The 25438-nt window shown below is 51.6% G+C and carries 27 protein-coding genes and 1 pseudogene; 12 read left to right on the top strand and 16 right to left on the bottom strand.

The features are described 5' to 3' along the window. From RTK01_RS08400 to nifS, 10 genes are all read right to left on the bottom strand, one after another. On the bottom strand, nucleotides 1-1128 hold a 1128-nt coding region (locus RTK01_RS08400), incomplete at its 3' end, for a signal peptidase I (RefSeq protein WP_312280545.1). 27 nt (nucleotides 1129-1155) lie between these two features. Continuing rightward, nucleotides 1156-1680, bottom strand: coding sequence for a hypothetical protein (locus RTK01_RS08395; RefSeq protein ID WP_312280544.1), 525 nt, complete (start codon nucleotides 1678-1680; stop codon nucleotides 1156-1158). After that, complete coding sequence (locus RTK01_RS08390; RefSeq protein ID WP_312280543.1) at nucleotides 1677-2423, bottom strand: hypothetical protein; 747 nt, start codon at nucleotides 2421-2423, stop codon at nucleotides 1677-1679. Before RTK01_RS08390 ends, RTK01_RS08395 begins: the two co-directional genes overlap by 4 nt. After that, nucleotides 2378-2743, bottom strand: a complete 366-nt coding sequence (locus RTK01_RS08385) for a LuxR C-terminal-related transcriptional regulator (protein WP_312280542.1) — start codon at nucleotides 2741-2743, stop codon at nucleotides 2378-2380. The genes RTK01_RS08390 and RTK01_RS08385 overlap by 46 nt, the downstream gene beginning before the upstream one ends. Then, on the bottom strand, nucleotides 2704-3087 hold the full coding sequence (locus RTK01_RS08380; protein WP_312280541.1) for a response regulator transcription factor: 384 nt from the start codon (nucleotides 3085-3087) through the stop codon (nucleotides 2704-2706). Before RTK01_RS08380 ends, RTK01_RS08385 begins: the two co-directional genes overlap by 40 nt. A gap of 15 nt (nucleotides 3088-3102) precedes the next feature. After that, the gene (locus RTK01_RS08375; RefSeq protein ID WP_312280540.1) at nucleotides 3103-4239 is read right to left on the bottom strand and encodes a histidine kinase; all 1137 of its coding nucleotides are present in this window, start codon (nucleotides 4237-4239) and stop codon (nucleotides 3103-3105) included. Nucleotides 4240-4650: 411 nt separating this feature from the next. Beyond that, a complete protein-coding gene (locus tag RTK01_RS08370; protein ID WP_312280539.1) occupies nucleotides 4651-5970 on the bottom strand; it encodes an HDOD domain-containing protein in 1320 nt (439 codons plus the stop codon). A gap of 190 nt (nucleotides 5971-6160) precedes the next feature. Continuing rightward, on the bottom strand, nucleotides 6161-6676 hold the full coding sequence (locus RTK01_RS08365; protein ID WP_397352558.1) for a putative ABC transporter permease: 516 nt from the start codon (nucleotides 6674-6676) through the stop codon (nucleotides 6161-6163). A gap of 202 nt (nucleotides 6677-6878) precedes the next feature. Next, the gene (gene nifU / locus RTK01_RS08360) at nucleotides 6879-7316 is read right to left on the bottom strand and encodes a Fe-S cluster assembly scaffold protein NifU (RefSeq protein ID WP_294853198.1); all 438 of its coding nucleotides are present in this window, start codon (nucleotides 7314-7316) and stop codon (nucleotides 6879-6881) included. Nucleotides 7317-7337: 21 nt separating this feature from the next. Beyond that, nucleotides 7338-8528: a cysteine desulfurase NifS gene (nifS, locus tag RTK01_RS08355; RefSeq protein ID WP_312280538.1), complete on the bottom strand. Its 1191-nt coding sequence runs from the start codon at nucleotides 8526-8528 to the stop codon at nucleotides 7338-7340. Between the two features lie 297 nt (nucleotides 8529-8825). Here nifS and RTK01_RS08350 point away from each other — a divergent pair, with 297 nt between their 5' ends. After that, a complete protein-coding gene (locus tag RTK01_RS08350; protein ID WP_312280537.1) occupies nucleotides 8826-10055 on the top strand; it encodes a polysaccharide deacetylase family protein in 1230 nt (409 codons plus the stop codon). A gap of 21 nt (nucleotides 10056-10076) precedes the next feature. Next, nucleotides 10077-10466 carry a cytidine deaminase gene (gene cdd / locus RTK01_RS08345; RefSeq protein ID WP_312280536.1) on the top strand — a complete coding sequence of 130 codons (390 nt, stop codon included), beginning with the start codon at nucleotides 10077-10079 and terminating at the stop codon, nucleotides 10464-10466. A gap of 69 nt (nucleotides 10467-10535) precedes the next feature. Here cdd and RTK01_RS08340 read toward each other — a convergent pair whose 3' ends face one another. Both RTK01_RS08340 and RTK01_RS08335 read right to left on the bottom strand, forming a co-directional pair. Then, on the bottom strand, nucleotides 10536-11057 hold the full coding sequence (locus tag RTK01_RS08340) for a spore maturation protein (protein ID WP_294853186.1): 522 nt from the start codon (nucleotides 11055-11057) through the stop codon (nucleotides 10536-10538). Continuing rightward, the gene (locus RTK01_RS08335; RefSeq protein ID WP_312280535.1) at nucleotides 11054-11638 is read right to left on the bottom strand and encodes a nucleoside recognition domain-containing protein; all 585 of its coding nucleotides are present in this window, start codon (nucleotides 11636-11638) and stop codon (nucleotides 11054-11056) included. The genes RTK01_RS08340 and RTK01_RS08335 overlap by 4 nt, the downstream gene beginning before the upstream one ends. Nucleotides 11639-11845: 207 nt before the next feature. Here RTK01_RS08335 and RTK01_RS08330 point away from each other — a divergent pair, with 207 nt between their 5' ends. After that, entirely contained in the window at nucleotides 11846-12091 is a 246-nt protein-coding gene (locus tag RTK01_RS08330) for an AbrB/MazE/SpoVT family DNA-binding domain-containing protein (RefSeq protein WP_294853180.1), read from the top strand. 390 nt (nucleotides 12092-12481) lie between these two features. On the opposite strand, the pseudogene RTK01_RS16845 reads toward RTK01_RS08330, so the two are convergent. After that, nucleotides 12482-12586, bottom strand: a pseudogene (locus RTK01_RS16845) (hypothetical protein); the annotation flags it as partial. A 441-nt stretch (nucleotides 12587-13027) separates the two neighbouring features. On the opposite strand from RTK01_RS16845, the gene RTK01_RS08325 reads away from it, so the two are divergent. From RTK01_RS08325 to RTK01_RS08295, 7 genes are all read left to right on the top strand, one after another. Beyond that, nucleotides 13028-13729 carry an RraA family protein gene (locus tag RTK01_RS08325; RefSeq protein ID WP_312280534.1) on the top strand — a complete coding sequence of 234 codons (702 nt, stop codon included), beginning with the start codon at nucleotides 13028-13030 and terminating at the stop codon, nucleotides 13727-13729. A 62-nt stretch (nucleotides 13730-13791) separates the two neighbouring features. Next, nucleotides 13792-14829, top strand: coding sequence for a tripartite tricarboxylate transporter substrate binding protein (locus RTK01_RS08320; RefSeq protein ID WP_312280533.1), 1038 nt, complete (start codon nucleotides 13792-13794; stop codon nucleotides 14827-14829). 83 nt (nucleotides 14830-14912) lie between these two features. Next, on the top strand, nucleotides 14913-15383 hold the full coding sequence (locus tag RTK01_RS08315) for a tripartite tricarboxylate transporter TctB family protein (protein WP_312280532.1): 471 nt from the start codon (nucleotides 14913-14915) through the stop codon (nucleotides 15381-15383). Nucleotides 15384-15396: 13 nt separating this feature from the next. Beyond that, nucleotides 15397-16923: a tripartite tricarboxylate transporter permease gene (locus RTK01_RS08310; protein ID WP_312280531.1), complete on the top strand. Its 1527-nt coding sequence runs from the start codon at nucleotides 15397-15399 to the stop codon at nucleotides 16921-16923. Between the two features lie 22 nt (nucleotides 16924-16945). Further along, a complete protein-coding gene (locus RTK01_RS08305) occupies nucleotides 16946-18097 on the top strand; it encodes an amidohydrolase family protein (protein ID WP_312280530.1) in 1152 nt (383 codons plus the stop codon). Nucleotides 18098-18246: 149 nt separating this feature from the next. Then, a complete protein-coding gene (locus RTK01_RS08300; protein ID WP_312280529.1) occupies nucleotides 18247-19275 on the top strand; it encodes a hydroxyacid dehydrogenase in 1029 nt (342 codons plus the stop codon). Between the two features lie 346 nt (nucleotides 19276-19621). After that, complete coding sequence (locus RTK01_RS08295) at nucleotides 19622-20557, top strand: MurR/RpiR family transcriptional regulator (RefSeq protein WP_312280528.1); 936 nt, start codon at nucleotides 19622-19624, stop codon at nucleotides 20555-20557. Nucleotides 20558-21133: 576 nt separating this feature from the next. Here RTK01_RS08295 and RTK01_RS08290 read toward each other — a convergent pair. Genes RTK01_RS08290 through RTK01_RS08280 form a run of 3 tightly spaced genes read right to left on the bottom strand, consistent with a single transcriptional unit; the run spans nucleotide 21134 to nucleotide 23719 of the window. Continuing rightward, the gene (locus RTK01_RS08290; protein WP_312280527.1) at nucleotides 21134-21697 is read right to left on the bottom strand and encodes an accessory gene regulator B family protein; all 564 of its coding nucleotides are present in this window, start codon (nucleotides 21695-21697) and stop codon (nucleotides 21134-21136) included. 4 nt (nucleotides 21698-21701) lie between these two features. Further along, nucleotides 21702-22397: a LytTR family DNA-binding domain-containing protein gene (locus RTK01_RS08285; protein ID WP_312280526.1), complete on the bottom strand. Its 696-nt coding sequence runs from the start codon at nucleotides 22395-22397 to the stop codon at nucleotides 21702-21704. Continuing rightward, entirely contained in the window at nucleotides 22394-23719 is a 1326-nt protein-coding gene (locus RTK01_RS08280; protein WP_312280525.1) for an ATP-binding protein, read from the bottom strand. The genes RTK01_RS08285 and RTK01_RS08280 overlap by 4 nt, the downstream gene beginning before the upstream one ends. A 69-nt stretch (nucleotides 23720-23788) precedes the next feature. On the opposite strand from RTK01_RS08280, the gene RTK01_RS08275 reads away from it, so the two are divergent. After that, entirely contained in the window at nucleotides 23789-24073 is a 285-nt protein-coding gene (locus RTK01_RS08275; RefSeq protein WP_312280524.1) for an AgrD family cyclic lactone autoinducer peptide, read from the top strand. A 147-nt stretch (nucleotides 24074-24220) separates the two neighbouring features. Beyond that, nucleotides 24221-24910, top strand: coding sequence for a hypothetical protein (locus RTK01_RS08270; RefSeq protein WP_312280523.1), 690 nt, complete (start codon nucleotides 24221-24223; stop codon nucleotides 24908-24910). Nucleotides 24911-25438 lie beyond the last annotated feature (528 nt).

Genomic DNA, 25438 nt, shown 5'->3' with positions numbered 1-25438 from the left:
CAGAACGGGCAGTCCCACCTTTGGTACCACGCGGCGCACCGTACCGTTAATGTCATTGGGCCCCACCGGCTGCACATCGGGCGAATCATTGTTGTCCCCCTTGGTCTGGAAACTCAGGTTTCCCGCCTCATCTTTTATTACGCTGACAATCCGGTGGGTGATGGTGATGCTGCCCCGCTTGAAGTTGATAATTTCCCCCTCGGTCAGCCGGTAAATTTCCTGCTCGCTGGAAAGCTTGCGGATCAGTACCGCGTCACCGGGGTAAATCAACGGCTCCATGCTTCCCGTCAGCACTACGGAGGGATAAATCGGAAACACCCCCACCACAAACCACGCAAACACCACGCTGGCCGCCATAGCCATGAAAAAGCGCAGAGTGCCTCCTTCCCCCCGGGCCAGGTCCCCCCGCTTTTGGGCGCGGAAGCGGTCTGCCGTCATCAGCGCCAGCAGCAGCGGCACGCTCAGGCCCACCGCCCCCTGTGAAAGCCATGGCAGGCTTGGCAAAAAGGGAAACACCCATTCAAAGACAGCGGGAATGGCCGCGTAGACAATTCCCGCGCCCGCACCGCCGTAAAACACCAGCATGCTAAGTAAAATTTCCTGTGCCAGGGTGGGAGCGACGCTTTGAGTAATGTAAGAAACTGTGTCCTGCGCACCGCTCAGACTTAACAGGCGGGCAAAGTTCAGGTCCGCCACAAACAAAAGCAACGTGATTCCAACAAGCGCCGCCCTTCGATGCATGCATACCCGCCACACCGCGCCGAAGCAATACGCCCGCACCAGCTCACGCACCGAAAGCGGTAGCAGCACCCGCAGCAAGTTTACCACCAAGCCCTTAGGCGATCTGTCGTAGGGCGAGGTCGCCAACGCTCCCATAAACACCCCGATGAGGTACAGTGCGGCAAGATAGGCTCCCGCCCCTAAAAAGGCATAGGCCAGCGCCCCCGTTCTGACAGGCCTGCTTCCCGGAACCCGGATACGCGGGGCAAAGCGCCACAGCACCGCAGCCAAGCCGCACCAGGGCGCGGAGGAAACGGACAAAGGCAGCCTGCCGGAAAGCACCGTCAGCGCGACGGCGCACACCAGCAGACTGCCCACATACCACTCATATCGCTCTCTCTTCAACATCTTTTTATCTCCAGCTTTCCGGCGCCGTCAGTCAGACGCGCCTTCATGGGCGCCACCGTCTGTCCCAGAGGCCGGAAACGGCTCGCCGGAGGAGGAATCCCCCGCATCGGAAGCAGAACCGGAAGCTGCGCCACCGGTGGGCGCCGCCGGAGAATCTGCCGGCGCACTTTCGCCGGGGTCGGCCCGGCTGACCAGTTCAGCCGACGCGCCGGGCGCGGGCTCTTCCTCAGTTTCACTCCCGGTCTTCTCCTGAGAAGGGGTTTGTGCATTTGCCGGGTCTTTCACTTCGCCGGTGTCTGAACCTTCTTCGCCCTGAGACGGAGACTTCGGGTCCGTGCCGTCCGGCAACGCGCCCTCGAGCGGCGTTTTTTTCTGTGGAATTTCCTCCGGGATCGGAACCTTTTCCGGTTGAATCACGGTAATTTCCGCAGGATAAAACACCGTTACATCGGTTTTCACCTGAATGGAATCAATCCAGTAGCCCCATGCGACAACGGTACACCCCAAAACCGTTGCTCCGGCAAGCAGGGCCGCGCGAAGCGTTCGTTTCATGCAGTTCCCCCCTCTCCCGCACGGGCAATGAGGTCCGGCTCATAGCTCTGGTCCATCACCAACGGCACCTCGCAGCGATACCGCACCAAAACGCCGTTTGTCTCCGCCGGAATTTCCACTTTCTCCGGCAGCGCGGCAAGGACGTCAAGACTTTCTTCCGTCAATGTCAGATATAAGCTGCCCCGCATGGCGTCCGGCTCTCCTTCAAAGGAGGGATAAACCGCCATTTTCAGCGGCACATTATAGGCCGCCAGCAGGTTTCCGAGACCGGATCCACCGTCCTCCGCCAGATAGACCGCTCCGTCCAGCCGCAGGCAGATTTCCTCCGCTTGAAGCGTTATCTGCCCCCATTCGTTGGAAAAGTCCGGCTCATAACGGCGGATATTCATAAACGAGCCTTTTCCGTTTTCAAGCGGAACAGACAGGCAGAGGGCATACCCCTCACGCAGATAGTCGGCGGGAATGCCCTCGGAAAACAAGATCTCCACCGATTTTCCGTCCTCTTCCGTCCAAGCTTCCACGCCGCCCAGCTCCACAGAGGTTTTTCCATCTGGCTCCACCAGACTGACGCGATACTCGCCCGATGCCTTCGCAGCCATGTCGAACACCGCCGTGGTCAGCTTCCCGTGGATGTTCAGCGTGTTGGACCCCCCGGCATAGGTGGCTCCCACCCCGGTCAAGGACGTCGCCAAGAGCATCAGCGCAAGCAGTTTCCCGCTGTGCCGCAGGCCACGAGTTCGCATGGGCCCTCCCCCCTTCTGTCCTTTTTCACCGCCCGGCTGATGGCCGTGCGGGTAATGGTTCGGTTGTTATTTGTAAACAGCATGGCTTCCATCCGACTTTCCAGCCCCAGCTTACCAAGAATACTGGTGATATGCTTTTTTGTGGTGGCCTCGGAGATATAAAGGGCTTCGCTGATTTTCCCGTTGCTGTACGCCTGACTGAGCAATATCAGCACATCCAACTCCCGGGCGGTAAGCTTTTCAAGCTTACGCTTATCCTCCCGATTTCGGTTCATCTGCTCTACCAGCGTGGGGGAGTAGAAGGTTCCACCCCGCTCCACCACCCGCAAACCATACAGAATTTCATCAAGAAAAGGTCCTTTAGTACATAGGCGTTTACGCCCAGCTCCCGGGCAGCTAAAAAATCGCTTTCTCGGGAGGAGGAGGTTATGAAGAACGCCTTTGTGTCAAATCCCTGTTTCTGGAGCCACTCCACAAACGAAAACCCGTTTTCCTTCCCCAGATTTACGTCCACAAAGGCCATGTCCGCCGCCGCCGCGTTCATTTGATCCATTGCCTCCCGCACACAGCCCGCCTGCACCATGTCCTCTGCCGGTCGGTACATTCGGATGACCGACGCCAACCCCGCTCTGGCCAGAGGATGGTCGTCCAGAATCAGAATCATCCCCTCTCTCCTCCTTTATCCGCGCGGCAGCCGCAGCCGGACCGCTGTTCCCCGATTTTCCAGAGCCTCCATCAAAAGCTGGCCCCGCAGCAGCAGCACCATGCGGTTCATATTCCGCAGCCCGTTTCCCCGGAGGTTCTCTTCGGTGGGAGCGGAAAGTCCCGAGCCGCTGTCCGTCACTTCCATGCATATTTCCCTGTCCGTCAGCGCCAGACGCAACGCAATGCGCCGCGCTCTTCCGTGACAGACCGCGTTGCTCACAGCCTCGCAGGAAATCCGGTACAAAACGATTTTCTGCGCCGCCGCCATTTCCTCGGCCCTCTCATCCATTTCCATCTGGATGCACGCGCCGCTTAAGTTTTCCATCTCCGAAAGATATGCCTGCACGCGGCCTGTAAAGCTTTGGGCTCCGCAGCTTTCAAATTGCTTCCCGTATATGACCTCCCGCAGCTCTTTCATAATGCCCTCCACCGAGCGCGTCAAAAGGCTTAGCTGCTTTTTTCGTTCCTTCTCCAGCGCCACGTCGATTTTTTGTTCCAGCATTTTCAAGCCGCACGCAAGGGCAAAGAGGCGCTGAATCACCGTGTCGTGAATTTCGTCCGCAAGTCGGCTTTTTTCCTCCGCGGCGATATAAGCTTCCAGCTCTTGGTGCGTATCCATATTGCGAAAGACAATGTCGATCACGCCTCGGTAAAACAAATCCTGCTTTTCCGGCAGGTTTGCCCCCGCGCGGCGAATCAGCACGCCCCGGGGAAGTGCCGCCTCTCCGATGTACGTCCCCTCAAAGTCCGAGTCTTCCGTCTCGCCGCTCGAAGAATTCCAGCCGGGTCCGGCGTCACGCAGCGCCTCTTCCACAGCGCTCAATACCGCCCCTGCCTCGGCTTCCTTCATTCCGCGAACTTCCCGCCGCTCCGCGTCCCGGTCCGGGTCGTATCTGACCAGAATGCAGCAGCCGGGCGCAATGGTGCGGCACAGTGTCTGGACAAGCACTTCCATCCCCCGGTCAGGGTCTGACATTGCAAAAAGGTTCAGCGTATCGTACAGCTCGGTGATATGTCCCAGCACCTGCTCGCTGCGCTCCATTTCCTCTCGCAGCCGCGCATTGAGCAAAGACTGCTGCCGCACCGCCGCGCCTAGACCGGTAAACAGCATACTTTGCCGCAGGGAGAGCATCATGAACAGGCAGCTAATGTACTACCACAGATAGGGGCTGTACAGCCCTCCGTTCAGGCAGGTCAGCAGCCCATAGGAAAAAAGCTCCAAAACCAACAGCACTTTAAGCCAGCTCTCATTTGCTCCGGTTTGAAATGCAGATGCGTAAAAAGTGCGAAGCTTTTTTACGAATGGGCAAGCGAGGCGCTTTTTTACGAAGACTTTTTTACCTTTGACGCACAAAAACGCCCGAAACCCGCGTTTTTAACGGATTTCGAGCGCTTCTGAATCATATTTTTCGCGGTTTTCCAGAGACTTTTGCATTAGTGGAAGTCCCAAATTACCTTCTGGCCCTCCCGGTTCTGCCGGGGCGGGAAATCTTCTGTCCGCGACTTTAAGCGTACCGCTTTGTCACACGGATTCCTCCGTATTATCGGGCGCTTCCGGCGCGGAGATGCGTGCCCAGATGAGGTTTGCCCGGTCCACGGAGTCAAAGTATACGCTGGTAAGCAGATTGGTGGGAATATTCAGCTCGTTTGCAAGAACGCTGATCTGATCCCAATCCGCCCGCTCATAGCTGAGCAGCAGAGAATAAAGCTTTCCGGCGGAGCCTTCGCGGTAAAGCAGAGCGCGCTTGACCTCCTCCACCACCGGAACCTCGGCCAGAATCTCCTCCATGGGCGCGTCCACCAAATAGCCAAGAGTGGAGAACATGCCGATGAGGTAAGCGTCCGCCTTGGTGATGGAGAGCACTCCCCGGGGCGTGTAGTCGATCAAATCGCTGCAAAAATTCGCCCGCAGGAAGGATAGCTTCAAAAACTCCTCCGAGGTTGGGTCAATTTCGTTTTCCGCGTTGCTGGCACTGAGAAGATAAATCCACTGGCGAATCTGCCCCAGTCCCAGGGTCATAATGGCCTGACGGATCGTCGTGGCCCGGTGGGAGGATGAAAAATAGACAGAATTGGCCATACGCAGCAGCCCGAAGACGAGGGATGCGTCCTGTGAAACCATCCGCTCAATCTCGTCGATGTCCGGCTCGTCCTGCGTGACGGCCACCATAAGCCGGAAAAAGTTTCCCTGCAAATAGCCGCTGGTATGGGCCTTGCAGGAGAGCTTTTCCGCCACAAACGGGCCCTCCAGCGCGTCCACCTTCAATCCCACAGCGGCGTTGTACAGCACCCCGTCGGTAATGTTGGTGGCAATGCATTTCTTCCCCATGCTGTGGGCCAGCTCGATGACGTTGGCCAGCGTGGTCGCCGGGGTGGACGCAAAATTCAGCTTGATATAGTGAATTTTGTCCATCAGCGCAAGATACCGGGGGGCAAACCGAAATTCGTTCACCGCAATTTTATAGCCCTCCTTGGCAAACTGCTGAACGAAGTGCATAGCCAGCGGATGGATAATCACACTGTCCTCAATCTGAATCACCAACTCCGACTTTTTAAAAAGCCGGGGTGCCTTTTTCATCAGGAGCGTGGGAGTAAAGGTCATAAAATTCAACGTTCCCGTCAGCGCCTTGTCAGTATTCTGCGTCAAAAAATTGTAGATGGCGTTGGCCGCCGCAAAGTCGTTTCCCGAGGCGGACGCATTGGGCGCGGCTCCCCCCGCCCCGCCGGGCGAAGCGGAATCCTCTCCAAACGCCTGATTTTCTCCGTAGTAAAGAAGCTCATAGCCAATCACGCTGCTGTCGGCATCCTTGATCGGCTGCCGCACAATATACTTACTGCTCACCGTGTCCTCCTTTCGGCGGGGCGGCCCCGAAATCTTTCCGCGCCCGCTTTATCATAGAGTAGTCTTTTAGAATTTTATCGGCAGACTTCAACAAAAAAATAATAGCTTTTCAAAATTTACATACAATATTGGTGTTTTTCTGAAACCCGCGGCCCTCATCTTTTTAAGCGCGGCGTTTTGAAGCCCTGTTTTAATCTTTTTTCTTTCCGGCGAATCTGGCAGGAGGTCTTCCGCTTTGGCGGCGGGCTTTCCGCTTTTTAAGGCCCCAGATGTACTGCGGGCGCTCCCCGCCCCGCACCGCATAACGCAGCCAGTCCAGCCCCACGATTACCGGCCCGGCGACAAGGCACCACAAACCCGCAAACTGAGGGCAGACCTGCCCCAAAATATTTCCCGGCATATGGGAATAGTCCCATACGTTCCAGCCCAGCCACAAATTGACGATGCACCCGCCGAGAAACTCCGCCGCCGTGACGGCAAGGCCGCTCAAAATTGACTGCGCCCAGATGGGACAATCCCATGACAGCTCCGCGCCCATCCGCTCCAGCACAAGCCCCAGCAGCAGCGCCAGCACCAGCATGGTCCAGCTAACTCCTTCGGGATGGCCCTGAACCGTTTTCCAAACCACCTCGATTAAAAAATACGTGCTCCCCACAAAACATGCCAGAAGCCCGCTCAAAATCACGTCTCCGCGCTTGCGCATCATTGCCCCTCCTTTTTCCGTTGCCCGCGGTTCGGGCCGCTTTCCTTTTCTCTTATGCGCAGCTCGGCTCGGTCATGCCGGTGGACAGCCCTCGGGCGCGGCTTTCTGGACGGACGGCAGTATTTCCTGCAAAACGCCAAAAAGCGGGGGACCGGTAATCCCGGTCCCCCGCTTCAATTGATCGAAAAGCTCCGCTGGTGCGGACTTATTCCACGGCGCAGTGTTCGCACTCGTGGTCGCAGATGTTCAGTTCGTCGCCGTAGGCGATGCCGTTTTTGTCGTAATAGTCCTTCACTGCCGCCTTCACGGCCTGCTCCGCCAGAACGGAGCAATGCAGCTTATGTGTTGGCAGCCCATCCAGCGCCTCCACCACGGCCTTATTGGAAAGCGTCAGGGCTTCCTTCACCGGCTTGCCCATGATCATCTCCGTGGCCATGGAGCTGGTGGCGATGGCACTGCCGCAGCCGAAGGTGTTGAATTTCACGTCACTGATGGTCTGCGTGTCCTTGTCCACCTTAATATACATCCGCATGATGTCGCCGCATTTAGCGTTACCAACCTCGCCCACACCGTCGGCATCGTCCATCTTGCCCACATTCCGGGGATTCTGAAAGTGATCCATCACTTTTTCACTGTACAGCATATTCAACCGCTCCTTTCAAGCTCAAATCACGTGCTTCAGACTGCCTTTTTCCAGCTCGTCCCACACGGGAGAAATATTCCGAAGGTACTCCACAATTCCCGGCGTCTCCGCCAGAATGTGGTCGATTTCCTCCGCCGTGTTGTACTCGCTGAGGCTCAGCCGCAGCGACCCGTGGGCCACCTCATGGGGCAGACCCAGCGCCAGCAGCACATGGCTGGGGTCCAGAGATCCGGAAGTGCAGGCGCTTCCCGAGGAAGCGCAGATGCCCTTCTGGTCCAGCAGCAGAAGAAGGGATTCCCCTTCAATGCCCTCAAAGCACAGGTTCACGTTGCCGGGAAGGCGGCGCTCCTGCTCGCCGTTGAGAATGCTGTGGGGAATTTTCGTCAGGCCGTCAATCAGCCGATCCCGCAGGACGGTGACCTTGGCGGCGTTCTCTTCCAAATGGTCGCAGATTTCGTCAAAAGCCGCAGACGCGCCCGCGATTCCGGCGATATTCTCGGTTCCGGCCCGCTTGCCCCGCTCCTGCGCACCGCCGTAAATCACATTCATCAGCGGAAGAGAACCGCGCCGGACGTACAGCACACCCACGCCCTTGGGCCCGTGGAACTTGTGAGCCGACAGGCTTAAAAGATCAATGTTCATCTCCCGCACGTCGATGGGAAGATGTCCCGCCGCCTGCACCGCGTCGGTGTGGAAGGGGACGCCCAGCTCTCGGCAAATCGCCCCAATCTGGGGGATGGGCTGGATGGTACCGATTTCGTTGTTGGCAAACATCACGGTCACAAGGCAGGTGTCCGGCCGGATGGCCTGACGCACCCGTTCCGCCGAAATCACGCCGGACTTGGGAATCGGCAGCAGTGTAACCTCAAAGCCCTCTTTAGAAAGCTGCTCCAGCGTGTGCAAAATGGCGTGGTGCTCAAACTCTGTGGAAATAATATGCCGCTTATTTTTTTTGGCGCCCACGGCCGCAGCGGAGCGCAGGGCCTGATTGTCAGCCTCGCTGCCACCGGAGGTGAAGGTGATTTCGCTGGGGTCGCAGTTCAGTCTTTTTGCAAATACCTGCCGGGCCAAAGACAGCCGCTCCGCCGCCTCCTGCCCCACCGTATGCAGGCTGGACGGATTCCCGTAAAACTCCTGAAAGCATGGCAGCATAGCCTTTACCGCCGTATCACTCACGGCGGTGGTCGCCGCGTTATCCGCATATACACGCATTATTAGGACCTCCCCTAATTCATATCAATTTACTGTGATTAGAATATATCACAGCTATCCTATTTGTCAAGTATGGTAATTGGGTATTTACTATTTTTCTATATGCCCCGCCGCTTTTTCCGAGGCGAAAAAAGCTGACGTGTCTTCGATACGGCTTAATTCGACACGACAACCAATTTTGTAACTTTTTGGTGTTTTATTTTGTCGGATAACCTGATATACTGATATAATATAACAAAAACGGCGGCTGCGGATTTCGCGGCTCTGCCTTGAACGTTTAGAAAGGGTGTCATTTATATGCGTCGAATTTTGCCGCTTTTCCTTGCTCTTTCTCTGCTTGCGTCTCTGGCCGCCTGTGGCCAAACCGCAAGCGGTGCGGGCTCCGGCGGCTCCTCTTCCTCTTCTTCTTCCTCCTCCGAGCCGGAGGCACCCCAGATAGAACCGTATGTCATTTCGGATCCCACCGTGGAGCCTGCGGGCGGCGCGGTGGACGGCGTGCCTTACACGGCGTGGGACGGAATTGTGGAGCACCTGTTTTTTCATCCGGTCATCGCCTATCCAGAGCTTGCCTTTGACGGCGACGCGCAGTCTGACGGTCTGGACGATTTCATGGTCACTGTGAACGAGTATAACAAAATTTTACAAAGTGTTTACGACAAGGGCTACGTGCTGGTAGATATCGGAGACGTGTGGCGGGAAACCACCAATGAGAGCGGCGAGCCCGTGATGGTGCGCAACACATTGTATCTGCCCGAGGGAAAAAAGCCTTTGATTCTGTCCTATGACGATGTAAACTATTATCCATACATGCTCAAGGACGGGCTGACATATAAATTGATCATCGGGGACGACGGCCTGATTTGGAGCGAGGGCAAGGACCCGCAGGGCAGCGAGGTCATCTCTCAGGATTTGGACGCTCTGCCGATTCTGGACAAGTTTGTCCGGGAGCATCCGGATTTCTCTCCCTTTGGGGCCAAGGGGAGTTTATCACTAACAGGATACTGCGGAATTTTGGGCTATCGCACCCAGACGGACACCAAAAGCTGGACAGCGGAGCAGGAAGCTGCGCGGCAAAAGGAAATTACGGCGGTGAAGCCCATCATTGCCGAGCTGAAGCGCACCGGCTGGACCTTCGGCAGCCACACTTGGGGGCACATCCGTTTGGGCGCCAAGTCCTTGGAAACAGTGAAGGCCGACACCAAGCGGTGGTTTGACGAGGTGGGCAGTCTGGTGGGAAAAACCACCATTTTGTACTATCCCCACGGCGAGCGACCCGACGGGAACGACTGGAACAAAACCGGACCGGTGTTTCAGTATCTTCAGAGCCAAGGCTTCCGTGTGTTCGCCTCCGTGGGCGTGGAAAGCTTCAGCTATATCAAAAAGGATATCTGCGCGGTCATCTGCGACCGGCTTCACCCGGACGGCACCACTCTGCGCCACTCTCGGGACCGGTATCTGCAATTTTACGACGCCAAGGATATCATGGATGTAGATGTCCGCCCTCAGCGGGTGGTGGATTGGAAGTAACAATTGGAAGGAGCGGTTTTTATGACACGGGAGGAATTGAAAGCGGCGGCGACCGGGATGCTGGACAAGGCATATTGTCCCTACTCCCACTTCCCTGTGGGCGCGGCGCTGGAGTGCGTCGACGGCACGGTATACACCGGCTGCAATATTGAAAACGCGGCCTATCCCGTGGGGACCTGCGCGGAGCGCACCGCCATGGGCAAGGCCATCAGCGAAGGCCACTGGGATTTTGTGCGCATTGTGGTGGCGGGCAGGAGCGAGGGCCCCTGCGTTCCCTGCGGCATGTGCCGCCAGTTTATGAAGGAGTTTGCCCCAAAGCTGGAGGTCATCTGCCTCAACGCAAAGGGCGAAGAGCAGGCTTTTACTATGGAGGAGCTGCTGCCTCACGGCTTTGACCAGTCCTTTCTGTAAAAGCATCCCTTGTTTTCAGGCTTTTATGCACATTGTCCGGCCGCCTTTTTAGGCGGCCGGACGATTTGTCTATGTGCCGAAGAAAATGCGCACCGCCAGAGCCGAAGCGACAAACCCGGCCAGATCGGCGGTCAGCGCGGCGGGAACGGTATGTCTGGTGCGGGTAATCCCCGCCGCTCCGAAGTAAACGGCGATGGTGTAAAAGGTCGTTTCTGTGCTGCCCAGCATCACCGCGGCCACCCGGCCTACGTAGCTGTCCGGGCCGTGCGTCTGCATTACCTCGCTGCCCACTGCCAGTGCTCCGCTGCCGGAAATGGGTCGGACAAGCATCAGCGGCGTCAGCTCCGGAGGAATCCCCAGCCTTTCCAACAGCGGGGCGCACAGTCCAGACAACCACTCCATGGCCCCGGAGGCTCGGAACATGGCTACGGCGGTCAGCAGTCCCACCAATGCGGGGGCAATCCGAAAAACCACGCTTAGTCCCTCGCCCGCGCCGGCGGTCAACGCGCCGTATACATCCACGCGCCGCCACAGGGCGATGAGGGCCGTTCCGGCCAGCAAGGCAGGTATCACCATGGCGGAGGGACTCATGTCCACCTCCTGCCCAGAAAGGCCAGCAGCTTTGCCGCCGCCAGCCCTGCAATCACGCTCAGCACTGATGCAAGCCACACAGCGGGCAGAATATCAAACGGGGACGCGGCTCCCGCTGCGGCCCGGACGGAGGCCACCGTAGCGGGAATCAACTGAATGGAGGCCGTGTTCAGCACCACCAGCAGGCACAGCTCGTCGCTGGCCACCCCCTCCTGTCCCACAGCCATCCGCCTTGCCGCCTGGATGCCAAGGGGCGTGGCGGCGTTTCCCAGACCCAAAAGATTGGCGGAGACATTCGCGGAGACTGCTGCCAGTGTTTTCTCATCCCGGCTTGCGCGCGGCAGCAGCGCTTTTAGAATTGGGCGAAATGCACGCGCCAGTTTGGCGGACAGTCCGCTTTGATTCATCAGCTCCATAACGCCACTCCAAAGACAAAGTACGCCCGCCATGGAGATGCATAACTGAATCGCGCTTCCCGCGCCCTCCAGCGCGGCGGCGGAAACCGCTTCCATCCGTCCGTTGATCAGTCCGAATATCACGGATAGCAGAACCATTCCGGTCCATAGAACCGCCATTGCCATTTTTCCCCTCCATCTTTTTATCGCAAAATCTTATAAAATAAAAAAGTGTTTAAATACACTAATTTTGTCCTCGCAGGGTGGACAATATATGAAATAAATATGAATAATTGTAAAAGTTTCTAAAACGAATTGACAAAATATTACATTCTATGTTATTGTCAGAAAGCCAAAGAATTACAGAAACAATCGCGGAAAAGGAGATAAATTATGAAATCAACCGGAATTGTGCGGAAGGTGGACGAATTGGGCCGCATAGTGCTTCCGATCGAAATGCGTCGCACGCTTGATATAGCGGAAAAGGATGCATTGGAAATCTATGTGGAAGGGAACTCCGTCATTCTCAAAAAATACAAACCCAGTTGCATCTTCTGCGACAGCAACAAGGACATTGTTCAGTTTAAGGGAAAAAACATTTGTCCAAAATGCCTGCGGGAGCTGACCGATTTGCAGTAATGTCCTTTTAAATCCGCCCTCTCGCCACCACTTTCTACGGACAGATCCCTTGCTATACTCGGCCTTTCCGGAAAAGCCGCAGCGGTTGTCGCTGCGGATTTTTACATGCTATGCGATTTTCTTTGTTTCTTGCGGGAAAGATTACATACCGGAAATCGCACTGCCGTTGACCGTAAATTAAAAAAGCAGATGTTGAAACGATCTTTCATCATCTGCTCTTTTCCGGTTAATGCCAAGTTATTATCAATGCTTTGGCATAATGGTGACATCTGATGCGCCATCGTTCACGTGTGAAGCATTGCCGCCAGCCACGGTTCCTGTGCCGTCTCTCTTAAGCATATGGCTATGTTGACAGGATTGTAAACCAACTCTTCCCGCAGGAGAACACATTTAAAGCAGACTTTTATATTCCTGCCGGACAGGCGCGGCGGAAGGGAGTTCCCCGATTTCTTTGCGGTGCGCACCCACCTTATGGCAGGTGCGTTCTGTTTCTCCCGGCGCAGAGTTCTTTCCCTAAAACGCCGTGGCCTGCGGCCAGTATAAAATATCGTCCGTAGTTGTGGCAGCCGCGCGGAACGTGCGGCGCTGTCCGCTTTTCTTAAAGCAACGCCTGCATGGCAGGCGTTCGTCTTATATTTGTATGCCGCCTGATCCTGTTTGTGGATTAAGGCGGCTTTTTCTTTTTGTTAGCAGTTCTTCTTATGCAGTAGCAGCATTGCGCCCTTGACATTTCCTCCAATAAAAATTAAATATTTTGTAATTTTTGAAGATTTCTGCTAAATGCTCTTGCATTTAGATAAAAAATCGCCTATAAAATAATTAGTTTCATAAATTTATTTTAAAATAAAAACATGTTACAAAGTAGGATTATATATGCGTGATAAACGAGCGAGAGCTGTTTATATAAAATCTTATGGTCTTTAGGAGGAGTTCTGTATGCCAGTTGGGAAGCGCATTTACCTTAGGCGTCAATTGCCGGATCCACAGCTTATGATGCAATTCAAGTCCATTCCCGCGTCAAATACCGCCGATGTTATGGGGCGGAGCTGCGCGATGCATCCCCGCATTCATCTTGTCAGCAGTCCGTTGGAGCAGATGATGGTAGGCCCTGCGTTCACTGTCAAGGCCCGAGCCGGAGACAATCTCGCTCTCCATGCGGCCTTAAACTTCTGTCAGGAAGGCGACGTACTGGTCGTATCCAACGAGGGTGATGACAGCCGTGCTCTTATGGGCGAGGTAATGATGGCTTATCTAAAGTACACCAAAAAGGTGGCAGGTATTGTACTTGACGGCCCTATTCGCGACATTGATGAGATTCGCAAGTGGGACTTTCCTGTCTACTGTACAGGCACAACACCCGGTGGCCCCTACAAGGAAGGTCCCGGCGAGATCAATGTGCCCATTGCCTGCGGCAACATCAGTCTCAATCCCGGAGACATCATTTTGGGAGACCCCGACGGCGTGATCGTCATTCCCCAAAAAGATATCGCGGTGGTTCTTAAAAATGCAAAGGCGTTTCAAGAGGCAGACGAAAAGAAGCTGGTTGCCGCCAAGAATGGAACAGCAAATCGTTCGTGGGTAGAAAAATCCTTGAATGAGAAGGAATTTGAAATTATTGACGACGTTTACCATTTTTGACCGTTTTAAAATAGCAAGTAATAATTGATTGAAAAACAAAAAAACAAGAGGAGAGAATGATCATGAAAAAGTATTTGTCTTTTGCACTTGCTCTGGCAATGTTCTGCACCGTGGTGTTGACGGGCTGCGGCAGCCAATCTTCCGGAAGCTCTACTGCAAGCGCCTCGGGCGCGACTTCCGCCGCATCGGGTGATACGGATTGGCCCACAGGTACGGTGACGGTTACACTGCCTTACAGTGCCGGCGGTGACACGGATACATATTGCCGCGCGCTGTTCCAGCGCGTGGGAGAAAAACTGGGGCAGACCTTTGTGGTTACCAACCTGACCGGCGGTTCCGGTGTTGTAGCGGCAAAGGAAGTTATGAGTAAGAAAAACGACGGGTACAATCTGCTGTTCACCCACACGGGCGCCGCTTTGGTTCAGGAAGCTACCGGTACGGTAGACTTTTCTTATACCGAAGACTTTGCCAACTGCTGCACGGTTGCCATTGACCAGACTTACAGCCTTGTGGCTGTGGCGCAGGGCGGCGAATATGGACAGTATAGCCGGGGGTGGGAGAACCTGGAGGATATGATTGCGGACGCCAAGGCAAATCCCGGCGCCGTTCGGTATTCCACGGTGTTTGGTTCCACTACTCAGTATGTGGGACAGATGCTGGAGCGCGACGCGGATGTTACGTTTGATAACATTGACGTGGGAAGCGATTCTTCTACCCGCATGGCGGCCCTGCTGGGCGGTCAGGTGGATTTGCTGGCGGTTAATTATATGAATGTAAAGGATTACATTGAGAGCGGCGATTTGGTTTGTCTCGGTGTTATGGCGGCGGAGCCTGTGGACCGGATCGATTTCCCCACTTTTGTGGAACAGGGCTATGCGAACGTAGTTACAGCCAAAAAGTATGAAATCAAGTTCCCCAAGGGGACCGATCAGGCAATTATTGATAAGCTGAGCGCCACTTGCGAGGAAGTTGTGTCTGACCCCAGCTTTGCGGATGTTCTGGCTTCCTACTTTGCCAAGCCTCTCTATCGCGATGCCGCCACCATGAATACAGAAGACCCTGCTGAAGTAGAGCTGCTGAAAGCCGGACTTGCCGGTTAACGCAAATCAAATTGTAAAAAACCAATTCGCTTCCGGCATCGCAAATATTTGCGGTGTCGGAAGCTTATGAGAAGGGGATATAAATGACCAGTAAAAAAAGCGATATTCTCTGTTCGGCAATTTTCTTTGTTTTTGGTTCTGCCATGGCGTACTTTTCACTCGGCATTAACAAAATGATTGAAACAGATGTGGGTTCCGGCTTTGTTCCCAGATTTATAGCCATTTGTATCATGGTAGTTGCCGCTGCGAAGCTAATTCTTACGCTGACGGGAAAACCCACTGCGGCTGCCACCGCAAAAGCATCCAACAACGATCTTCTGGGCGGCGTGGGCACCGTGGCGCTGATGTCGGCATATGTGTTAAGCTTTGAATCCGTTGGATTTTTGCTGTCCAGCATCGTATATCTGTTTGCCCAGATATTGCTGATGAGCAATCGAGAAAATCGAAAGCCCCTTATGTTCGCCGTTATCAGCGTAGTTTTACCGCTGGTAATTGGTCTTCTATTTGTGTTTGTAATCAAGATGCCGCTGCCCAAGGGCATCTTAGGTTTCTAAGGGAGGGTACGTTATGCTTGCTACTGCGTTTGCCAACGTCTTTAATCCCCTGTGCCTTGCTCTGATTTGGGCAGGCACGATGATTGGTATTATCTTTGGTTCTATCCCTGGTCTGTCTGCCACCATGGCTGTGGTTTTGTTCCTGCCCTTAACCTTCAGCATGGAACCAACAGCCGGATTAGCGCTGCTGGTTGGCTTGTACATGGGAGGTATTTCCGGGGGCCTGATTTCTGCGATTCTTTTGAAAATTCCCGGGACACCCTCCTCCATCTCCACGGTGTTCGATGGCGGGCCCATGGCGGATAAAGGCGAGGCCGGACGCGCGCTGGGCGTTGGAATCCTGTCTTCGGCCATTGGCTCGCTGCTGGGAATCTTTGCCCTCATGTTTATTTCTCCCGCATTGGCTAAGGTTTGTCTGCTTTTTGGCGCCACGGAATATTTTGCAGTTTCCGTCTTCTCTCTTACCATTATTGCGTCTCTCTCCGGCAAGGATATGCTGAAAGGATTGCTGTCCGGCTTGTTTGGAATTGCCATCGCCATGGTTGGCATGGCGCCCATTGATGCCACCACCCGCTTTACCTTTGGGAATTACCAGTTGATGTCCGGCTTTGATATAACCGTTTTACTGATCGGCGTATTTGCAGTTACGGATATCATTGCGGCTGGGTTTGGACGCCGCGACTTAAGCAAAGGTGCCGAAAAGAAAAAATACCACTTGCGCGGCTATGGTATGTCCGTCAAAGAACTTGTGACCAAAATTCCAAACTTTTTGATTTCCTCCGCAATCGGCATTGGAATTGGAATTTTACCCGGAATTGGTGGCTCCACAGGCGGACTGCTCGCTTATACAGCAGAAAAAAACCGCTCAAAGCATCCCGAAAAATTCGGAACCGGCATTGTCGACGGCGTAATTGCCTCAGAAACAGCGAATAACGCAGTTATTGGCGGATCACTGGTGCCCTTGCTGTGCATGGGGATTCCGGGCAATACCGTGGCCGCCGTTTTCCTTGGCGGATTGCTTGTCCAGGGCATCAGCCCCGGCCCGCTGATTTTTGAAAAGTCCGGGCAATACGTATACGGAATTTATCTTGCGCTCATTGTCTCCACGATTTTTATGTTTGTCTTTGAAAGACTGGGACTGCCTGTTTTTGCGAAGCTACTGGATATCCCTAAACACATTCTGCTGCCTATTATCATGGTTATGTGCTGTGTGGGCGCATTTTCCAGCGACAACCGGGTGTTTGATGTAAAGTGTGTATTGATTTTCGGGCTGATTGGGCTCTTCTTTAAAGCGTTCAAGCTGCCCGGCACACCGCTGATTATCGGCTTTATTCTGGGACCCATGTTTGAAGAAAATCTGCGTCGTGCGCTGCAGGCCAGCCATGGCAATTGGAGCATTTTCCTCACACGCCCCATTTCCTGTGTGTTCTTAATCATTGCCGTAGTGTTCTGCGCAATTACCGTCCGCAAAAATCTCAAAGAGAAAAAAATGGCGGAAACCAAAGGAGTTTCATTTGACACAGCGGAGGAAGACGGCTGAGACGAAAAGCAGGAGGCGTGCAATGTATCAATTGATTGTGAAGAACGGAACCATTTTGGATCCGGAAAATCACATTTTTCAAAAAGCGGATGTGGCGGTAGTCGATGGGAAGGTTGCCGGAGTGGGGCAGTATCAAGATGAACCGGCCATTATGGTGGTAGACGCCGCGCAATGCCTTGTAACCCCCGGACTGATTGATCACCATGCGCATTTATATCCGCTGGCCAATATTGGAATTCCCGCCGAGGCGGTGTGTTTCAGCTCTGGAGTGACGACCGCGGTGGACGCGGGCAGCACCGGGTGTCGGACGTTTCGGGAATATCTGCCCTTTATAGATCACAGCAAGCTTACCATTCGTGCCTATCTGAATGTGTGCTCCACGGGACTTTCCTCACTTCCCCAGAAGATGGAAGAGGTTTCGCCGGAAAGCTATGACCCACACGCAATAGCGGAGCTGTTTGCTCAGTACGGCAGTCGTCTGGAGGGCCTCAAACTGCGAACCAGCCGTGAAATCGTGGGAGAGTTGGGATACCAACCTCTTCGTGAAACGGTAAATCTGGCAGAACATCTGGGTGTGCCCGTGATGGTTCATTGTACCAATCCCCCCGGCAAAATGGACGAGCTTTTGGGCTACTTGCGAAAAGGGGACGTTTTGACCCATATGTATATGAACAAGGGAGATACCATTTTGGATCAAAGCGGTGCGGTTTCTCAGGCGGCTTGGAAGGCGAGGGAGCGAGGTGTCCTATTTGAGGCCGCCGACGCACGGGCACACTTTTCCTTTGCTGTCAGCGAACCGGCGATTGCCCAACAGTTTTATCCTGATTTCATTGCTACGGATCTGACCAAATACAGCATGAACCTGCGTCCTACCGCATTTAGTTTATCAAATCAACTGGCTAAGTACTTTATGCTGGGAGTTCCTATGGAGCAATTGTTTGCCGCCTGCACCAGCGAGCCGGCGCGACATATGCGCTTACAAGGAAAAATTGGATGCCTGAGTCCGGCATCAAACGGAGATATTGCAGTATTTCAACAGATTTCCGGTGAGGTGGAATTTGGAGATCGGCCATATTCTGATCCTACATGCCAACTGAGAAAAGGAACGGCGTTGTTTCGTCCTGTCCTGACCGTCAAAAATGGCGAGGTTGTATATCGTGACATTTCATTCTAGAGATGATTTGAATAAACGCCATTAGGCGAACGAAGTCAGCTTCCGTTTACCAGTCGTTCATAAAATCACCACTTGCATTTTATTAAGTATTATAATCGGGTTTTATTGATGGGCAGACTGCCCCAAAACAAAAAGAAGGAAGCTTTTTTATGCCTTGGAAAATATTACTCCCCCAAGAAATTATGTATGAAGGCCGTAAGCTGCTGGAGGATGCGGGCCACACCATTATAGATGGGCGCGGATTTGAAACAGCGGATGTTTTGGCAGATATGAAGGAGCATCAACCGGACGCTATGATCGTCCGCATCACCTCCATTACACGAGAAGTGATTGAGGCCAATCCAAATCTTAAGGTCATTGTCCGGCACGGGGCGGGCTTTGATACGTTGGACGTCGAGGCATGCCATGAACATGGCGTGCAGGCACTGTATGCGCCGGTGGCCAACAGCACTTCTGTTGCTGAGACAGCCCTGCTGTTAATTTTGGAGTGCAGCCGCAATGTGACCGTTCTGCACAATACATGGGTTCAAGACTATTACAGGGCTAAGCTTAAGGTACGCAAAAACACCCTCAGCGGAAAAACCATCGGGATTATTGGCTGCGGCAACATCGGAAGCAGGCTGGCTGTTCGTGCGCTGGCAATGGAGATGAATGTACTGGCTTATGATCCTTATAAGCCTGCCGAGACATTTCCGGATGGCGTGGAAGTCGTTCGGAATCTTGATCGTATTTTTGAAGAAAGTGATTATGTTTCTGTTCACACACCCAGCTCCGACGTGACAAAAAACATGATTGACCGCAAGCGTCTGTCCATGATGAAATCCACAGCTTTCCTCATCAATACGGCCCGGGGGGCCTGCGTAGTGGAAGAGGACCTGTACGAGGCATGTAAATCCGGCGTAATTGCCGGGGCAGGACTGGATGCTATTTGCAAGGAACCGGTGGACCCTGCAAATCCGCTCCTAACACTGGACAACGTCATTATCTATCCCCATATCGGGGGCAATACCATAGAGGCCGCTCATCGTGCGTCGTATTTTGCGGCTATGGGGATAAAAGAGGTTTACGAAGGCAAAGAACCGGCATGGCCTATTCACAACGTGGATTATGCCAATGCGCCAGTCTATACCGATACCAAAAAGCCAAGTACCAAGCCAATCGGCATGTTTGACTTTTGATCAATGCCCGCTTCGTGGAAGCTTACAATATAGGCTGCATCTTCTTATCAAGATGAGTGCACGCAGTATTCCGGTTCGCAGTAATAAAAAGCCTGTTTTATCCTGACAGAACAGGCTGCTTTTATGACTGCTTTTTAAAAGTAAATTATAACACGATAAAGGCATCGGAACCGAAGCATTTTGCTTTTGTTCCGATGCCTTGTGTTTTTTATCTGAACTTTTTTTAAAACAGTTGCCAGCGGACCACAAGTACGCTAAAATGTAAAACATGTTACAAATAGATTTTTAGAATACCAGCAAACATGCTCGCACTTAAATATTTTATGGCCAAGAATAGGAGATACACATGACTGGAGTAAACCAGGAAGACTACTCTCTTGCGTTTGAGGAGTGCGGGGAGTACATGGAACGAATCCGCATAAATCATGATAAAATGAGTCAGGCGGAGCTTCTGGTGTCCGATTATTTACTGGCTCATCCGGATGAATTCGCATCCCAATCCATTCATCATCTGGCGGGTGAGATCGGCGCCAGTGTGGCAACAATAATTCGCTTCTGCAAAACAATTGGCTACAAAGGGTTTGCTGACCTGAAGTTTCACATTCAGCAGGGACGCGTAGTTTTGCCGGAACATGATATTGGCATTGATGATACTGATTCCATTAATACCTTTAAACAAAAAGCCATCCGGTTCACACAGAAATCCATTGAGGAATGCATTTTAAATACAAACAATGCCTCTTTTGCGGCCGCCATTAACGCTCTATCTACCGCCAATCATATCCTGTTCACGGCAATCGGCAGTGCCAGTGGAATCGCACAGGCAGGAGCGGGAATGTTTTTGTCTCTTGGAATGATGGCGATGTCCGTAGGCGATACGTTGCTGCAGCTTCGAACAGTCGCTTGCTTAAAAGAGGGGGACGTAGTTATCGGCATAAGCTATAACGGTACGTCCAAATCCACCGGCGATTGCCTATATTATGCAAAGGAATGCGGAGCGACAACAATCCTGATTACCTCTGCGCAGGATTCCATATTGAGTAAATATGCGGATATCGTGCTGTTTACAGCCATTCGTAATATTAGTAATACACTCAATATCTCTACTACTGCGATGTGTCAGTTGGCAGTTCTTCAAACACTGCAAATTGGGGTATGGCAGCAAAATCGGCAGCAGCTCTTGGAACGAAGCCGAAAGCAATTACATTTGACAAATCTTAAAAATTATAGTAACAGCCAATCGGATATCCATGTTGCCAATGTGGTCCTGAAGAATAAATAAGCTAAGCTTGACTTCGGCATGTTGCCGACACACAATGGGGCAACAAGAAGTATATAAATTGGAAGCTATGGAAGGCAAAGTCATATTGGCTGGCTGATTTCATTCCATTTCAGGCTGCAAACTAATTGGCGCATTATTCTTGACACCACCGCTGGTTACAGCGTGGGCAAAATCTTTCAGCAAATTAATTTAAACTTTTCAAGAAAAAAAGCCGCCGTTTTCCATCGAAAACGGCGGCTTTTGAAGCTTCTATCCAAATTTGAGTCGGAGACCTCATCCTTACCAAGCGCTTAGAATCTTTTAAAGTATTACGATGTAAGGGATTTTCGCCCTAAAAGGCTGAAGTCTTTCGTTCTATTTATTCCGCTGTCTTCACCCGCTCATTTCTCCGTGTGGGTCAGGGCAGTTTCCAGAGTCCAAAATCTGCACCGCAAAACAAAGATAAAGATTAAAAGCGCTACTTTTCAAAACTACGCGGGATGGATATTTGTCCTTTGGAATTTTCACAAAAGCAACTATTTAAAGTTAAGTTGTACTTTCAAATAGCTACTAAATACGCTTGCAATTATTAATTATTCAGCGAGGATTCCACATGGCCCCTGCGATTCCCAGTACAACAGCCATGATTAACCCACATGCAATATAAGCAGCGTATATCGGATTAGCAAAGTAAAAAACACATATCAAAACGCACTCAACGGCGGCTGTGATGGCAACTTTCACTTTAATTTTCTTCCTGTGTGCTTGAATATGTATCTTGTTTTTATGTGGCACCGGAGCTATGACAATGGCGATTATTGCTGCGGCTATGGTGCAGAGAACTGCGGTCACAGGATGGATTGCCAAGACAGGACCGACGGCGATGCTTGATACGCCGATCCCCGTACCGATCAAAATACACCAAAAATGGGACAGGGCATGCAGTCCTCCGAGGTTGGCCCGTAACAGAGAAAAGCTGACCGCCCAGATCAATAAGGGTACAACGTGATGCGTTAAAAGCCCAATCACAAGCAAAATGCCGTCTGAGATCAGGAGGTTTAAAAAACACTCGGCCCCATAGGTAAGAACCTCTTCCTCCTCATGATCGGCTCCGTTTTGGATAAGATACGCCGATATTTTTTGGGAAAATTCAGATATCATACCATCACCTCATCATGTCCACATAAGACATCAGCGCGGATCGAACATCCTGTAAGTAAGTTTGGCTGATTGGCACAATTTTGCCGTTTGACAGCACCAATTCCCGTCCTTTCAGCTTGGATACATGCTCCATGTTAATGATGATTGTCCTATGGCAAAAGAGGAACCGGCTGGGAAGGTGGGAAAAGACGATTTGCAGCGATTCCCTCTGCCGGAAGTCCCCTTCCGTCGTAATAATTTGTGTATAGTGGTTGGCGCTTGAAAAATTAATAATCTCGGAATAGGCAATGCGCGTCACCGAATCATGATCTCGAAATGTATAATGATCGTCATGCAGCTTTTGCTCTACATAGTCTATGCATTTTGCAATTTTTTCATAGGAGACGGGTTTCATGAGATAGTTCAGTGCTTGCACCTCATATCCGTCAAATACATATTCAGAGAAAGACGTTAAAAAAACAAGCTGACCATGAAAGCCCTGCTGGCGCAACTGACGTGCCGCAGAAATCCCATCCATTCCGTTTATTTTAATATCCATAAAGACAAGATCAAGCGGATCCCCGCAGGCATTTAAAAATGCCTCGCCGCTGCCGAAAAGCGCAACATCGATCAGGGCCTGATGTTCCTCAGACCATTGCCGCAGCAGTTTCTCTAAAGCCTCGGCGTGGGGCGTCTCGTCTTCAACAATTGCGACCTTCATTTTGCGTCCTCCAGAGGAATCATAATGCTAACACTGAACTGATCCTTTTCGGCCTGGAATTGGCAAGTGCCGCCAGCTTGCTCGACAATTTCCCGAATGCGCCGGATCCCGATGCCATGGTGATTTTCTTTTTTGGTAGAGAGCAGACTCCCCTGTGTCCCATGCAAATACGCTCCATCGGAAGAGTTTGAACAGAAGAGATACATCATTTGTTTCCATGGCCTGATTTTAAACTGGATTGCGGCGTTTTCCGGAATTTTTCGGCACGCCTCAATCGCGTTGTCCAATAGATTTCCTACAAGAGAGGCAAATGTCACATCTTTTAAAGGAATCTCATTTGGCAGATACAGCTCAGTATCAAATCGAATGTTGTGTCGCCGTGCCTCCATGATACGCAGAGAAATGACAGCGTCTATCGTGCGGTTTCCACTGCACAAGATGCAGGTAGAAGCCGGTAGAGCAGAGTCCATCTGTCCGCAGAATTGCTTCAGTTCTGCGTATCTCTCCTGTTCAATCAGGGCAGAAATCAGCCGTAATTGTCCTTGATAGTCATGCTTCCATTCAGATAAGGATTCGCTTGTGGAAACCATCAGATCATATTGCTGCTGCTCAGCCAGCGTCAACTGCTGCTTTTGCTGCAGCTCCCTGTTTTTTCTGAGAATTACGCCCAGCCATTCAAACGTGACCAACAGCGTAAAAAGAATCAGCAATAGGATATAGCATAATACCGTCAGCTTCCGTGCCTCCGCGGCGGTTGCGGGGTTGGTTCCCAGCACCAAGGAAAGATCCAAAATGGACTCTTCCGCAAAAATGCCGATGGACAGAATTGCGAACAGAACCAGACTAACCGCCAGCGGAAACGCCGGGTCCGGTTCGCCCAGATGAGCAGCCACCCATACCATCACAGCCATCAGAAATAAGTAGACCAAGGTAAACTGGATTCTGGCGTTGCCATATGTCATAAACTTTTCCAACGGAACGTCAATCATTGCTTCCGCAACAGAAAACGTAATATTATCCGCCAGAGCCACGATTAAAAAATAGATACCCGGCCACAGGACCGCCTTGTACCACATGGCGCGACGAAGCCCGTTGAATATCCAAAATGCGGCCAGAACACAGGCGGAGAAATTGAGTAAGATTCGCAGGCTGGAGGATATCTCCAGAAAAGTAAATAGGCTCAGTGTGCAGGTTAAGACGCCCACCGAAAGAAACAGTCTGATTTTGCGGCGGGCGTTTAAGCCGATCTTTTGATAGAGCAGGTAGGTAATCAGCAGCGCCTCAATCAGGCAGACAAATATTTCCCAAAGATAAGATTGCATAAAGTAAATATCCACCCCTCCCACCAGTAACGTTTTTATATTACCATAAAAAAGCAGAGGATGACAGGGGTGTTAGATGCAATTCACGCCAGAAAACAGGCAACTCGCGCCAAAGCCCTTGTTTTTTCCAAATTCTGTGATAGCTTCGATTATAGAGATGTAAGAAATCTCAAAATTAAAACGAAGGAGCTGTTTGGAATGAAAACAAGACAGGACAAAGAATTTAAGCGGGTTGCGAGGAAACGGATTCTCCATGCAAGCGGTAGTCTTTTGATGGCTTTGGCTGCCGTCTTTGCAGCGGCCCCCTGCAGCGCCCATTTTTATGAGCCCGAGGTCCCCCGGAAACTGCGGTAAACGCGGATTGCTTTTGCAGGAAGCTCTGCACGATGTTTGTGGCTTTCGATGAAAGAGGTGAGTCCCATGCAGTAAGTATTATCGCAATGACATTTTGCATATCTTTATCCCGGCGGATTCTTTACAAAATGAGAAAAGAGGTATAACATGAAAAAGAAAATGATGAGTTTGGCTCTGGCAGTGGTGATGTGCGTGTCTCTGTGCGTTCCGGCGTTTGCGGAAACTCTAACCCCTGACATTATGGGTACAGAGATTGACGGAGCAATGAGTACCTTTGTTCGATATTCAAAGCCAGCAGAATTTGAATATGATGGAAACAGATGTATTGTTCTGGGATATTATACACCTACTGCATCACAACGTGTTGCGAACGGTTATGTTGTGAACGATTATCATGAAACGACAAGATGGTATGTGTCGGATTATGGTATTACCCATAAATGGGCAGTCGAATCTAACCCATACTTTGTCAGAAGCGTGGCAAGGGGAGAGACTGTCACAGCGAGTGTAGAAAAGACCGTCAGCCTAAGTGCAAAATATGGAACAGGTATTCCTTCTGACTCAAAATCGGCAGTTCTCTCTGCACTGGCAGGGGACTTTTCTGTTACTGCAAGTGGATCTTATAAACATACTATTACCATAGCTCTTAGCGGACCGAACGGATCGGCAAATAGCAGAGATTTTTATTATAAAACTGGGTATCACAAGCACAATATCACAGTTACCAAAGAAGTCCGATCTAATTGGGATGGTGTCATCTCTACAACTGAATACAAAAATCTGGACGGATACGAACCTGCAGTTCGTTCCTACAGCGACGATAATTACGTCTCATAAGAAATAACATGAAATTGTTTGCACTTCTCAAAAAAATTGGCGGTGCTAGGATTTTCTTGTATGGAATTTCCCTAATTTCGTTTATAGTTGTTCTTTACCTGAAGATGTTCCCATATACTCCAGAAAGCTTCTTCCAATATGCCATGCCTAACGCAATAGTCACGGGATGTGGGTGCATTGCAATAGGTATCTATGAAGGGAAAAAGAATAACACGTGAATAGCGTTTGCAAGCTACAAAGCCCTTTCCCACCAAGTCCTAATGGAGTGGTGGGAAAGGGTTTCTTCGATCCGTACATACGGTTTACCCGTGTTCTTACTTTGATAGGTGTAGTCGCAGCTGTAATCAATGGCTTAGGTCAAGCTCCATGATAATACCACTTATGGAAATCATCATATCACGGGTTATGCTTATACACATTTGATTAGTTCCTCAACCGGACTGTATAAGACATATCTCAAAGTCGCTGATGGATGGACAACACATCCAAGATACATTGACTTGGCCTCTGCTTCTGGTGATGATTATT

It is taken from the genome of Oscillibacter sp. (genome assembly GCF_031978065.1).
Classification (GTDB): Bacteria; Bacillota; Clostridia; order Oscillospirales; family Oscillospiraceae; genus Oscillibacter.
This window is presented reverse-complemented; position numbering and strand designations above follow the sequence as displayed.

What these genes read in the sequence shown, in the direction of transcription:
- RTK01_RS08340 (WP_294853186.1), bottom strand. Translation starts at nt 11,057, where the DNA reads ATGAGTCCCTCCGCCATGGTGATACCTGCCTTGCTGGCCGGAACGGCC.
- RTK01_RS08350 (WP_312280537.1), top strand. Translation starts at nt 8,826, where the DNA reads ATGCGTCGAATTTTGCCGCTTTTCCTTGCTCTTTCTCTGCTTGCGTCT.
- RTK01_RS08335 (WP_312280535.1), bottom strand. Translation starts at nt 11,638, where the DNA reads ATGGCAATGGCGGTTCTATGGACCGGAATGGTTCTGCTATCCGTGATA.
- RTK01_RS08285 (WP_312280526.1), bottom strand. Translation starts at nt 22,397, where the DNA reads ATGAAGGTCGCAATTGTTGAAGACGAGACGCCCCACGCCGAGGCTTTA.
- RTK01_RS08365 (WP_397352558.1), bottom strand. Translation starts at nt 6,676, where the DNA reads ATGATGCGCAAGCGCGGAGACGTGATTTTGAGCGGGCTTCTGGCATGT.
- RTK01_RS08375 (WP_312280540.1), bottom strand. Translation starts at nt 4,239, where the DNA reads ATGCTGTTTACCGGTCTAGGCGCGGCGGTGCGGCAGCAGTCTTTGCTC.
- RTK01_RS08320 (WP_312280533.1), top strand. Translation starts at nt 13,792, where the DNA reads ATGAAAAAGTATTTGTCTTTTGCACTTGCTCTGGCAATGTTCTGCACC.
- RTK01_RS08315 (WP_312280532.1), top strand. Translation starts at nt 14,913, where the DNA reads ATGACCAGTAAAAAAAGCGATATTCTCTGTTCGGCAATTTTCTTTGTT.
- RTK01_RS08270 (WP_312280523.1), top strand. Translation starts at nt 24,221, where the DNA reads ATGAAAAAGAAAATGATGAGTTTGGCTCTGGCAGTGGTGATGTGCGTG.
- RTK01_RS08295 (WP_312280528.1), top strand. Translation starts at nt 19,622, where the DNA reads ATGACTGGAGTAAACCAGGAAGACTACTCTCTTGCGTTTGAGGAGTGC.
- RTK01_RS08280 (WP_312280525.1), bottom strand. Translation starts at nt 23,719, where the DNA reads ATGCAATCTTATCTTTGGGAAATATTTGTCTGCCTGATTGAGGCGCTG.
- RTK01_RS08390 (WP_312280543.1), bottom strand. Translation starts at nt 2,423, where the DNA reads ATGCGAACTCGTGGCCTGCGGCACAGCGGGAAACTGCTTGCGCTGATG.
- nifS (WP_312280538.1), bottom strand. Translation starts at nt 8,528, where the DNA reads ATGCGTGTATATGCGGATAACGCGGCGACCACCGCCGTGAGTGATACG.
- RTK01_RS08300 (WP_312280529.1), top strand. Translation starts at nt 18,247, where the DNA reads ATGCCTTGGAAAATATTACTCCCCCAAGAAATTATGTATGAAGGCCGT.
- RTK01_RS08290 (WP_312280527.1), bottom strand. Translation starts at nt 21,697, where the DNA reads ATGATATCTGAATTTTCCCAAAAAATATCGGCGTATCTTATCCAAAAC.
- nifU (WP_294853198.1), bottom strand. Translation starts at nt 7,316, where the DNA reads ATGCTGTACAGTGAAAAAGTGATGGATCACTTTCAGAATCCCCGGAAT.
- RTK01_RS08380 (WP_312280541.1), bottom strand. Translation starts at nt 3,087, where the DNA reads ATGATTCTGATTCTGGACGACCATCCTCTGGCCAGAGCGGGGTTGGCG.
- RTK01_RS08330 (WP_294853180.1), top strand. Translation starts at nt 11,846, where the DNA reads ATGAAATCAACCGGAATTGTGCGGAAGGTGGACGAATTGGGCCGCATA.
- cdd (WP_312280536.1), top strand. Translation starts at nt 10,077, where the DNA reads ATGACACGGGAGGAATTGAAAGCGGCGGCGACCGGGATGCTGGACAAG.
- RTK01_RS08325 (WP_312280534.1), top strand. Translation starts at nt 13,028, where the DNA reads ATGCCAGTTGGGAAGCGCATTTACCTTAGGCGTCAATTGCCGGATCCA.
- RTK01_RS08310 (WP_312280531.1), top strand. Translation starts at nt 15,397, where the DNA reads ATGCTTGCTACTGCGTTTGCCAACGTCTTTAATCCCCTGTGCCTTGCT.
- RTK01_RS08395 (WP_312280544.1), bottom strand. Translation starts at nt 1,680, where the DNA reads ATGAAACGAACGCTTCGCGCGGCCCTGCTTGCCGGAGCAACGGTTTTG.
- RTK01_RS08305 (WP_312280530.1), top strand. Translation starts at nt 16,946, where the DNA reads ATGTATCAATTGATTGTGAAGAACGGAACCATTTTGGATCCGGAAAAT.